This window comes from Streptomyces sp. NPDC029216 (assembly GCF_040648015.1).
In the GTDB taxonomy this organism is placed as follows: domain Bacteria; phylum Actinomycetota; class Actinomycetes; order Streptomycetales; family Streptomycetaceae; genus Streptomyces.
In genome coordinates this window covers 1-10,074 of sequence record NZ_JBEZWL010000203.1, presented here as the reverse complement: position 1 = coordinate 10,074, position 10,074 = coordinate 1, and the positions used below count along the sequence as shown (strand labels likewise).

The following is a 10,074-nucleotide window of genomic DNA, read 5'->3' as shown; positions in this document are numbered from 1 at the left end:
TACGAACGCAAAGCCGACCACTTCCTCGCCTTCACCAGCATCGCCTGCACCCTCATCTGCTACCGAAGACTGGCCAAATGAGATGACGTCTTAGTGTCCGATGTCACTATCGCGAGCAGGTCTGGTACAGCCGCGTGCGGCGCTCCAGCGGGGACGGGTGAACCCTGAGCCAGTCCCCTCGCCTCGGAAGCCGAATGATGGTCGCGTCGCATTCAGGGCGACCGTGCTGGGCGCCGGTCGCGGCGCGGTGCAGGTTCTGTGCCCGGTTCACCGACCGCCGTCGATTCTCCCCAGATCCTCCCCACGGGGCCACAGAGCGCTTGATTCATGGTTCGCTTGCGCTAAGTCGATCAAGCGTGAGAGGTGGGTCGTTACAGCCAGTCCCGCTTCTTGAAGATCACGTACAGGCTGACGCAGACCACTGCCATCAGGAGGATGGCGAAGGGGTAGCCGCCTGCCCACTTCAACTCCGGCATGTCTTCGAAGTTCATGCCGTAGATGGTTCCCACGAGTGTGGGTGCAAAGAGGATGGCGGCCCAGGAGGAGATCTTCTTGATCTCCTCGTTCTGTTCGAAGCCCGCTTCGGCCAAGGCGCGCATTTCGGCGTTCTGTTGTTGGGAGACCAGGGTGGCGTTGACCGTGAGGATTTCGGTCAGGGCCTGGCGGAAGCCGTCTACGCGTTCGCTGGTGTGGGTGACGTGGTCTGCCACGTCGCGGAGGTAGCGCTGGAGTTCCTCGTCCGTGCCGTACTTGGCGAAGCCGGCCATCAGGGCGTGGAGCATGCCGACCAGGGGGCGGGTGGCGCGTTGGAACTCGACCATTTCGCGGGAGAGTTCGTAGATGCGGCGGGAGACCTCTGGGTCGCCGCGGAAGACCTCGGTCTCGATTTCGTCCATGTCGTTCTGGACGCCCGCCACGACGGGGGCGTACCCGTCGACCACCGCGTCGAGGATGGCGTACAGGGCGGCCTCCGGGCCCAGGGAGAGGAGGTCCGGGGTCTCCTCCATGCGGCGGCGGACCGCGGAGAGGTCGGGGGCCGCGCCGTGGCGGACCGTGATCAGGAAGTCCGGGCCGACGAAGACGTGGAGTTCGCCGAAGTCGACCTCCTCCTGGGCGTCCAGGTAGCGGGCCGCACGCAGGACCACGAAGAGGGTGTCGCCGTAGCGTTCCAGTTTGGGGCGCTGGTGGGCCTCCAGGGCGTCCTCGATCGAGAGCGGGTGGAGGTTGAACTCGGCCGCGAGGGAGTGGAGTTCGGACTCGGTCGGGCGGTGCAGGCCGATCCAGGCCATGCCGTCGGGCTGTTCGCGCAGCCTGCGGAAGGTTTCGGCGAGGGTGACGGGGGAGGCGACGCGGCGGCCTTCGCGGTAGACGGCCGAGTCGATCACGCTGTGGTGGTTCGGCGGGGGCGAGAGCGGGAGCCGGGCCGGGTCCGGTGACGGGGGTGCGGGGGCGGGGCCGGACGGGCGGAGCCACGCCGCGCGCTTCGCGGGGGTGGGGCGGCGGTCTGGGCGCTCCGGCATCGCAGCTCAGCTCCCGTCGGGTGGGGTGGGGGGTCTATAGGGCGTATGGGGTGGTTTGTAGGGTAGCGGGGCCGGGGAGCGGGGGAGGGTTGCGGACCGAAGGTGTCCGCAAGGGGGGCTAGGTTGCGGTCATGGCCTCCGCGATGAGCTCCGTTCTCGACACCCGCGCACTGAACCGTGCCACGCTCGCCCGCCAGCTGCTGCTGAGCCGCGCCGAGATGCCGGCGGACGATGCCGTCGCGCACCTGCTCGGACTGCAGGCGCAGAACGTCAAGCCGCCGTACTTCCAGCTGCACGCCCGGCTGGCCGGGTTCCGGCCCGAGGAGCTGGGGCGGCTCATGGAGGAGCGGAAGGTGGTGCGGATGGTGACCATGCGCTCCACCATCCACACCCATACCGTGCGTGACGCCCAGACGCTGCGGCCGCTGGTCCAGGGGGCCCGGGACCGGGAGGTGGGGTACTTCCGGAAGGGGCTGGCCGGGGTGGACCTGCGGGCGCTGGCCGGGCGGGCCCGGGGGTTCGTCGAGGAGGAGCCGCGGACCATGGCGGAGATCCGGGAGGAGCTGCTCCGGACGTGGCCCGGGGCCGATCCGCAGTCGCTGGCCGTGGCCGCGCGGTGCCTGCTGCCGCTCGTGCAGGTCACCCCGCGCGGGGTGTGGGGCCGCAGCGGGCAGGTGCGGCTGACGACCCTGGAGGGGTGGGTGGGGGAACCCGCCGGGACGCCCGCCGGGGAACCCTCCGGGGAAGCGCCGGCGATCGGGGACGTGGTCCTGCGGTACCTCGGTGCCTTCGGGCCCGCCTCCGTCAAGGACATGCAGACCTGGGCCGGGATCACCCGGCTCCGGGAGGCCTTCGAGGAGCTCCGCCCGCGCCTGGTCACCTTCCGCGACGAGAACGGCGTCGAGCTGTTCGACCTGCCGGACGCGCCCCGGCCCGACCCCGGCACCCCGGCGCCGCCCCGCTTCCTCCCCGAGTTCGACAACCTGCTGCTCTCGCACGCCGACCGGACCCGCGTCGTGCCCCCCGAGTTCAAAGGACGGAACACCGACGGGAACCAGAGCCGGTGCGTGGTGATGGTGGACGGGTTCATGGGAGGGGTGTGGGCCAGAGGAGAGGGGGACGTGGTCACCGTCGAGCTGTTCCGGGAGGTGGCGGGGGGTGTGAAGGAGCAGATCGCCGCGGAGGGGGAGGCGATGCTCGCCTGGATGGGGGAGGGGCCCGGGAAGGTCCGCTTCGGGTCAATCCGAGGCTGACGCCGCCCTGGTGGAGGGCCTGCCCGGCGCGGCACGATGCCTCCCATGACGGAGAACAGCGCCACCGAAAGCTTCCTGGCCGCCCGGGACTTCCTGCTCGCCCACCGCGGGGAGTACGAAGCCGCCCGCGCCGGATTCACCTGGCCCCGCCCCGAGCGCTTCAACTGGGCGTTCGACTGGTTCGACCACATCGCGGAGGGCAACGGCGCCGACGCCCTGCGGATCGTGGAGGAGGACGGGACCGGCATCGCGGTCTCCTTCGACGAGATGCGCCTGCGGTCCGGGTCCGCCGCCACCTGGCTGCGGGCCCGGGGCGTCGCCGCCGGTGACCGGATCCTGGTCATGCTCGGCAACCAGCGCGAGCTGTGGGAGGTCATGCTCGGCGCGATGAAGCTGCGCGCCGTCGTCATCCCCGCCACCCCGCTGCTCGGCCCCGCCGACCTGCGCGACCGGATCGACCGCGGCCGCGTACGCCACGTGATCGCGCGCGTCGAGGACACCGCGAAGTTCGACGAGGTGCCCGGGGACTACACGAAGATCGCCGCCGGGGACGAGGTCCCGGCCGGATGGCTGCGGCTGGCCGACATGTACGAGGCCGACAGCGCGTTCCGGCCCGACGGGATCACCCTCGCCACCGACCCGCTGATGCTCTACTTCACCTCGGGCACCACCGCCCGCCCCAAGCTCGTCGAGCACACCCACGCCTCGTACCCCATCGGGCACCTCTCCACCATGTACTGGCTCGGGCTGCGCCCCGGCGACGTCCACCTCAACATCGCCTCGCCCGGCTGGGCCAAGCACGCCTGGTCCAACCTCTTCGCCCCCTGGAACGCCGGCGCGACCGTCTTCGTCCACAACTACGCCCGCTTCGACGCGCAGCGGCTCATGGCCGAGATGGACCGCGGCGGGGTCACCACCTTCTGCGCCCCGCCCACCGTCTGGCGGATGCTGATCCAGTCCGACCTGACCGCGCTCCGCCGGCCCCCGCGCGAGGCCGTCGCCGCCGGCGAACCCCTGAACCCCGAGGTCATCGAACGGGTCAAGGCGGCCTGGGGCGTCACCATCCGCGACGGGTTCGGGCAGACCGAGACCACCCTCCAGGTGGGCAACTTCCCCGGCGTCCCCGTCAAGCCGGGGTCCATGGGCCGCCCCGCGCCCGGCTACGAGATCGTGCTCCTGGACGCCGTCACCGGCAAGGAGTCCCCCGACGAGGGGGAGCTGTGCGTGGACCTGCGCCGCGCCCCCGCCGGGGTGATGACCGGCTACCGCGACGACCCCGAGCGCACCGCCGAGGCCATGGCGGACGGGCTCTACCGCACCGGGGACATCGCCTCGCGCGACGCCGACGGCCACCTCACCTACGTCGGCCGGGCCGACGACGTCTTCAAGGCCTCCGACTACAAGATCAGCCCGTTCGAGCTGGAGAGCGCCCTGCTGGAGCACGAGGCGGTCGCCGAGGCGGCCGTCGTCCCCGCCCCGGACGCGCTGCGGCTCGCCGTGCCGAAGGCGTACGTCACCCTCGCCGCCGGCTGGGAGCCCGGCGAGGAGACCGCGCGGGTGCTGTTCGAGCACTCCAGGGCGGTCCTCTCCCCGTACAAGCGGATCCGGCGGATCGAGTTCGCCGAGCTCCCCAAGACCGTCTCCGGGAAGATCCGCCGGGTGGAGCTGCGGGACCTCACGGCCGCCGGGTCCGCCCAGGAGTACGACGAGGCCGACCTGGCGGGATGATCCGCCCCGGGCGCCCGCCGCGTCGCGGGCGCCCGTACGGGCGCCGGGTCACGCCGGCAGCTGCGCCTCGATCGCGGCGAGGACCTCCGGGGCCTCCGGCTCGGTGCGCGGGCGGAAGCGGGCCACGACCTCGCCGGCGGGGGAGATCAGGAACTTCTCGAAGTTCCACTGGATGTCCCCCGCCTCACCGTCGGCGTCCGGGGTCTTCACCAGCTCCTGGTACAGCGGGTGCCGGTTCTCGCCGTTGACCTCGGACTTCTCCAGCATCGGGAAGGTCACCCCGAAGCCGGCCGCGCAGAAGGTCTGGATGTCCTCCGCGGTACCCGGCTCCTGGCCGCCGAACTGGTTGCAGGGCACGCCGATGACGGTGAAGCCCTTCTCCTCGTACTTGAACTGCAGGCGGGCCAGTCCCGAGTACTGGGGGGTGAGCCCGCACTGGGAGGCGGTGTTCACCAGCAGGATGGCCTTGCCGCGGTGGGCCGCCAGGCTGGTGGGCTCGTCGTCCAGGGTGGTCAGCGGGATGTCGTACAGGCTGCTCATCGGGTTCTCCTCGGCTCGGCGGGCAAGGGCGACGTGATCGAACGACACGTGCGAACAGCCCCCGAGCCTAGGCCCCCCGGCCGACCAGCGCGTCCGCCGGGTCGTTGACCGGCTGCGGCATGCCCGTGAGGTCCATGACGAACAGCGGTATCCCCAGATCGTCGGCGCGGCCCCGGGCCTCCTCCGTATAGCCCGCGAGGGCGAAGTAGACGCTGGTCGCCGAGGCCGTCAGCCCGTTCAGCCACACGCACTCCACCGCCCGCAGCCCGGCCGGCGCCGTGGTCGGGTCCACCTGGGCCACCACCCCGGGGGCCCGCAGGTCCACCGCCGCCGAGGGGATCGGCACCCCGTCGGGCTGGCGGACGTCCCGGAAGCCGAGCCAGCGCAGGTACAGCGCGGCCGTCGCCACCGCGTCCCGGGCGGTACGGATGGTCACGGGCCGGAACGGGGGCCGGGAGCCGGCGCCCCGGACCGCGCCGTCGGCGGCCGGGCCGGCTCCGGCGGCGCGCGCCGGCGTCCGCCCGGCCGGGTTCGCCCCGGGGGGCCCGTTGCGCCGTACGCCGTCCCCCGCGCCCGTCCCCTCCGGTGCTCCGGGATCCGCGCCGGAGCCCTCCCCGGCCCGCGCCCCCGCGTCCGGCCCGGGCTCCGCCGGCCCCGGCGGGCGTACGGGGACCAGCACCACCGTTCCGCAGGCACTGCAGCCCACCTCCGGGTGCGGCCACTCGCTCTCCCGCCCGCAGGCCCCGCACCGCACCGCCACCCAGCTGTCCGACCAGGTGCGGTGGGTCAGCGTCAGGGGCGTGCCCGCCGGGTCCAGCGGCGGGACGACCGGACTCCCGCAGGCGCAGGGAAAGACCGGTGCGGTGTAGCCGTTCTCGCGCTGGCACGCCGGGCAGCGCACCGGTACCGCTTCCGCCATGAGACCTGGACCCCCTCCGTCGCTGTGCGTGGATCCATGTTCCACCACCAGCCACCCCGGGGCGGGTGAGCCCGCCGAATCCGGCCGATTCACTCCGCGAACCCGGTCTTTTGTGCAACTCGCCGAAAGAGATGCGGCTTTTGGTGGGTTCCGGGGTGCCCCACTGCCTTGACGTGCGGGAAGCCGACACTTAGCTTGTTTCGTATAGCAGAACAAAAATTCCGGATGCCGGAAAAAGTCTGACCACGCCAGACCCGCAGGAGAACCTGATGCCTCGTATGACAGCCGCCGCTGCCGCAGTTGAGATCCTCAAGCTCGAGGGTGTCGAGCAAGCGTTCGGCGTGCCCGGTGCTGCGATCAACCCGTTCTACCGCGAGCTCAAGAACGTGGGCGGGATCGCGCACACCCTGGCCCGTCACGTCGAGGGTGCCTCGCACATGGCCGAGGGCTACACCCGCGCCAAGGCGGGCAACATCGGCGTCTGCATCGGTACCTCGGGCCCGGCCGGCACCGACATGATCACCGGCCTGTACTCCGCCATCGCGGACTCCATCCCGATCCTGTGCATCACCGGTCAGGCTCCGGTCTCGAAGCTCCACAAGGAGGACTTCCAGGCCGTCGACATCGCCACGATCGCCAAGCCCGTCACCAAGGCCGCCACCACGGTCCTGGAGGCGGCGCAGGTCCCCGGCGTCTTCCAGCAGGCCTTCCACCTGATGCGCTCCGGCCGTCCGGGCCCGGTCCTGATCGACCTGCCGATCGACGTCCAGCTGACCGAGATCGAGTTCGACCCCGAGACCTACACCCCGCTGCCCGTCTACAAGCCGCAGGCCAGCCGCGCCCAGGCCGAGAAGGCCCTGGGCTTCCTCCTGGAGGCCGAGCGTCCGCTGATCGTCGCCGGTGGCGGCATCATCAACGCCGACGCCTCCGACCTGCTGGTCGAGTTCGCCGAGCTGACGGGCATCCCGGTCATCTCCACCCTGATGGGCTGGGGCACCATCCCGGACGACCACGAGCTGGCCGCCGGCATGGTCGGTGTCCAGACCGCCCACCGCTACGGCAACGCGACGTTCCTGGAGTCGGACACCGTCATCGGCATCGGCAACCGCTGGGCCAACCGCCACACCGGTTACAACCTGGACGCCTACACCAAGGGCCGCAAGTTCGTCCACGTCGACATCGAGCCCACCCAGCTGGGCAAGATCTTCGCCCCGGACTTCGGCATCGCCTCCGACGCCAAGGTCGCTCTGGAGCTCTTCATCGAGGTCGCGAAGGAGTGGAAGGCCGAGGGCAAGCTCCCGGACTTCTCCGCCTGGGCCGCCTCCGCGCAGGAGCGCAAGGCCACCCTGCAGCGCCGTACGCACTTCGAGAACATCCCCATGAAGCCGCAGCGCGTCTACGAGGAGATGAACAAGGCGTTCGGCCCGGAGACCCGCTACGTCACCACCATCGGCCTCTCCCAGATCGCGGCCGCGCAGTTCCTGCACGTCTACAAGCCGCGCCACTGGGTCAACTGCGGCCAGGCCGGCCCCCTCGGCTGGACCATCCCGGCCGCCATCGGCGCCGCCACCGCGCAGCCGGAGACCCCGGTCGTCGCCCTCTCCGGCGACTACGACTTCCAGTTCATGATCGAGGAGCTGGCGGTCGCCGCCCAGCACAAGGTCCCCTACGTCCACGTCCTCGTGAACAACGCCTACCTGGGCCTGATCCGCCAGGCGCAGGGCGGCCTCGGCATCAACTTCGAGGTCAACCTCGAGTTCGAGAACATCAACACCCCGGAGATCGGCGTCTACGGCGTCGACCACGTCAAGGTCGCCGAGGGCCTGGGCGTCAAGGCCATCCGCGTCACCGACCCGGAGAAGCTGGGCGAGGCCTTCGAGCAGGCCAAGAAGTGGGCCCAGGAGCACCAGGTCCCGGTCGTCGTCGAGGCGATCCTGGAGCGCATCACCAACATCGCGATGAGCAAGACGGTCGACATGAGCGACGTCACCGAGTTCGAAGAGCTCGCAACCGAGCCGGGCCACGCCCCGACCGCGATCAAGGGCCTCCAGGTCTGATCCTCCCCCCCCGTAGTAACGAGCGGCCCCCGCTCCTCCTTCTCAGGAGGAGCGGGGGCCGCTTCGCGTCACGCCGGGTTCAGGGGGCGGTAGCCCCTTGGGCGGTCTCAGAGGGGGGCCGGCACCCTTCGGTCAGCGGCCACGAGGGCAACTACGCCATGCGGGAGATCGTGAACACGATCCTGTATCAGGCCCGCACCGGCTGTCAGTGTCGCTATCTGCCCCACGACCTGCCGCCGATGAGCGCGGTGTACTACTACTTCGCCGCGTGGCGCGACGACGGGACCGTCGAGACCATCCATGACCTGCTGCGCTGGCAGGTCCGCGAGATGCACAAGCGGCGGGAGGACCCCAGCATCCTCACCGAGCCCGAACCCGGCCTCTTCACCCTGCCCCGTCCGGCGCCATCCGCCCCGGAATCCGACTCAGAATGAAATCCGGCGAAGCCCCGGAGGGCGGCGCTTCACCGACCCGCTCGGCGCGATCACTCGCCTCGGACGAATGTCGAAGGCAACTCTTTCGCCGCACCGGGCCAGGGCGGAACCTCAGCGCACATGAGTCCCTGCCGGAAGACCGGCGGGGACTCATTTGTGCAAAGGGCGGTTGTGCGGTGTGTGGTCAGCTGCAGACCGCGTAGACCGTAATGGTGCTGATGGCACCCGCTGTCGCGGTCACGGTCCAGTGGTCGCCGTTCGGGTAGCTCTGCCCGAGGTCCACGGCGAGGCCAGTGGCAGACAGTCCTCCAGAGATGGGAGTGGTGCCGGCCGGGCATGCCGGGGAGTCGTAGGACGCGTTGACGCCCAGCAGGACGTTGTAGTCCTGGGAGACGATCTGCGCATCCAACGGTCCGGCGGGGCCGGTGGCGCCGGTGGCGCCCGCAGGACCGGTGGCGCCGGTGGCGCCGGTGGCGCCGGTGGCACCCGCGGGACCGGTCGGGCCGGTGGCACCGTCAGCACCGTCGGCACCCGCAGGGCCGGTCGGGCCGGTGGCACCCGCAGGGCCGGTCGGGCCGGTGGCGCCGGTGGCACCCGCGGGACCGGTCGGGCCGGTGGCACCGTCAGCACCGTCGGCACCCGCAGGGCCGGTCGGGCCGGTGGCGCCGGTGGCACCCGCGGGACCGGTCGGGCCGGTGGCACCGTCAGCACCGTCAGCACCCGCGGGACCGGTCGGGCCGGTGGGGCCGGTGGCACCGTCAGCACCCGCGGGACCGGTCGGGCCGGTGGGGCCGGTGGCACCGTCAGCGCCCGCGGGACCGGTCGGGCCGGTGGGGCCGGTGGCACCGTCGGCACCTGCGGGACCGGTCGGGCCGGTGGCACCGTCAGCACCCGCAGGGCCGGTGGGGCCGGTGGGCCCGGCGGGACCCGTGGGGCCGGGCTCGCCCCTTTGACCCTGGTGGTCGTGTGGACCCTGGTCGTCGTGTGGACCCTGGTCGTCGTGGTCGCCGTTGTCACCCTGGTCCTCGCAGTGGTGGTCTCGGCATTCGTTGCCACGCGGCTTGGTGGCAGAGGCGATGTTGGCGACCGTCTTCGTGGGCTCCATCGCGAGAGCGGGGCTGGCCATGCCCGTGAGCACGAGAGCGAGGGACGCAAGGCTGCTGCCCGCAATCCAAGTGCTCCGGCTGGGGAGCGGGAGGGGTCCGAGTGAGGAACGTGTCCTGGAGACAGGACTCATGCGGTCTCCTGATTTCGCGAGGTCGGATAGACGCCACCCCCGGCAGGGGCAACACCCACATCATGACCATGTGTGACGATTCGCGCACTTTTTGTAATTTTGTCGCTCTGTCCCAGCCGTCGGGCCGGTCGGGCCGGTCGACATGGTCGAAACCGGTGCTCGCCTCAGAAGACGGCCGCCGGACGCCGGGATGTGGGCAGCGCGTAGCAATCTGACGCGCCTGGTGGGTCCGGAGGACTGTCTCCTCGTCCTGCCGTGCGGGTATCAGCCCAGGAAGGGCGCCAGACGCTGAGAACCTGTTGTCTTATCGAACGTGATCGTTGGCTTTCCGCTGGTGGGAGTGGGTTTCGGTTCGGTGAGGCAGGGATGCGTTGTCGTGTTTGTCG

At 71.0% G+C, this 10,074-nt stretch carries 7 protein-coding genes and 1 pseudogene; 4 read left to right on the top strand and 4 right to left on the bottom strand.

Going from position 1 to position 10,074, the window contains the following annotated elements; translation table 11 throughout:
- Positions 1–371: 371 nt before the first annotated feature.
- Positions 372–1,520 carry a magnesium and cobalt transport protein CorA gene (locus tag AB0F18_RS36440; RefSeq protein ID WP_362068936.1) on the bottom strand — a complete coding sequence of 383 codons (1,149 nt, stop codon included), beginning with the start codon at positions 1,518–1,520 and terminating at the stop codon, positions 372–374.
- Positions 1,521–1,651: 131 nt separating this feature from the next.
- Between AB0F18_RS36440 and AB0F18_RS36435 the strand changes: the two genes are divergently transcribed.
- Both AB0F18_RS36435 and AB0F18_RS36430 read left to right on the top strand, forming a co-directional pair.
- Positions 1,652–2,773: a winged helix DNA-binding domain-containing protein gene (locus AB0F18_RS36435; RefSeq protein WP_362068933.1), complete on the top strand. Its 1,122-nt coding sequence runs from the start codon at positions 1,652–1,654 to the stop codon at positions 2,771–2,773.
- 45 nt (positions 2,774–2,818) lie between these two features.
- Positions 2,819–4,501, top strand: coding sequence for an AMP-binding protein (locus AB0F18_RS36430; RefSeq protein WP_362068930.1), 1,683 nt, complete (start codon positions 2,819–2,821; stop codon positions 4,499–4,501).
- Positions 4,502–4,549: 48 nt separating this feature from the next.
- On the opposite strand, the gene AB0F18_RS36425 is transcribed toward AB0F18_RS36430, so the two are convergent.
- Both AB0F18_RS36425 and AB0F18_RS36420 read right to left on the bottom strand, forming a co-directional pair.
- Positions 4,550–5,041, bottom strand: a complete 492-nt coding sequence (locus tag AB0F18_RS36425) for a glutathione peroxidase (protein ID WP_362068927.1) — start codon at positions 5,039–5,041, stop codon at positions 4,550–4,552.
- A gap of 67 nt (positions 5,042–5,108) precedes the next feature.
- Complete coding sequence (locus tag AB0F18_RS36420; RefSeq protein WP_362068924.1) at positions 5,109–5,960, bottom strand: hypothetical protein; 852 nt, start codon at positions 5,958–5,960, stop codon at positions 5,109–5,111.
- A 278-nt stretch (positions 5,961–6,238) separates the two neighbouring features.
- Between AB0F18_RS36420 and gcl the strand changes: the two genes are divergently transcribed.
- Entirely contained in the window at positions 6,239–8,017 is a 1,779-nt protein-coding gene (gene gcl, locus AB0F18_RS36415) for a glyoxylate carboligase (RefSeq protein ID WP_362068939.1), read from the top strand.
- A 119-nt stretch (positions 8,018–8,136) separates the two neighbouring features.
- Positions 8,137–8,319: pseudogene (locus tag AB0F18_RS36410) on the top strand (transposase); the annotation flags it as partial.
- Positions 8,320–8,635: 316 nt separating this feature from the next.
- Here the strand turns inward: AB0F18_RS36410 and AB0F18_RS36405 are convergent.
- Positions 8,636–9,577: a hypothetical protein gene (locus tag AB0F18_RS36405; RefSeq protein ID WP_362068921.1), complete on the bottom strand. Its 942-nt coding sequence runs from the start codon at positions 9,575–9,577 to the stop codon at positions 8,636–8,638.
- Between the last annotated feature and the right edge of the window lie 497 nt (positions 9,578–10,074).

Coding starts and splice junctions, on each gene's coding strand:
- AB0F18_RS36440 (WP_362068936.1), bottom strand. CDS start 1,520: ATGCCGGAGCGCCCAGACCGCCGCCCCACCCCCGCGAAGCGCGCGGCG.
- AB0F18_RS36435 (WP_362068933.1), top strand. CDS start 1,652: ATGGCCTCCGCGATGAGCTCCGTTCTCGACACCCGCGCACTGAACCGT.
- AB0F18_RS36430 (WP_362068930.1), top strand. CDS start 2,819: ATGACGGAGAACAGCGCCACCGAAAGCTTCCTGGCCGCCCGGGACTTC.
- AB0F18_RS36425 (WP_362068927.1), bottom strand. CDS start 5,041: ATGAGCAGCCTGTACGACATCCCGCTGACCACCCTGGACGACGAGCCC.
- AB0F18_RS36420 (WP_362068924.1), bottom strand. CDS start 5,960: ATGGCGGAAGCGGTACCGGTGCGCTGCCCGGCGTGCCAGCGCGAGAAC.
- gcl (WP_362068939.1), top strand. CDS start 6,239: ATGACAGCCGCCGCTGCCGCAGTTGAGATCCTCAAGCTCGAGGGTGTC.
- AB0F18_RS36405 (WP_362068921.1), bottom strand. CDS start 9,577: ATGGCCAGCCCCGCTCTCGCGATGGAGCCCACGAAGACGGTCGCCAAC.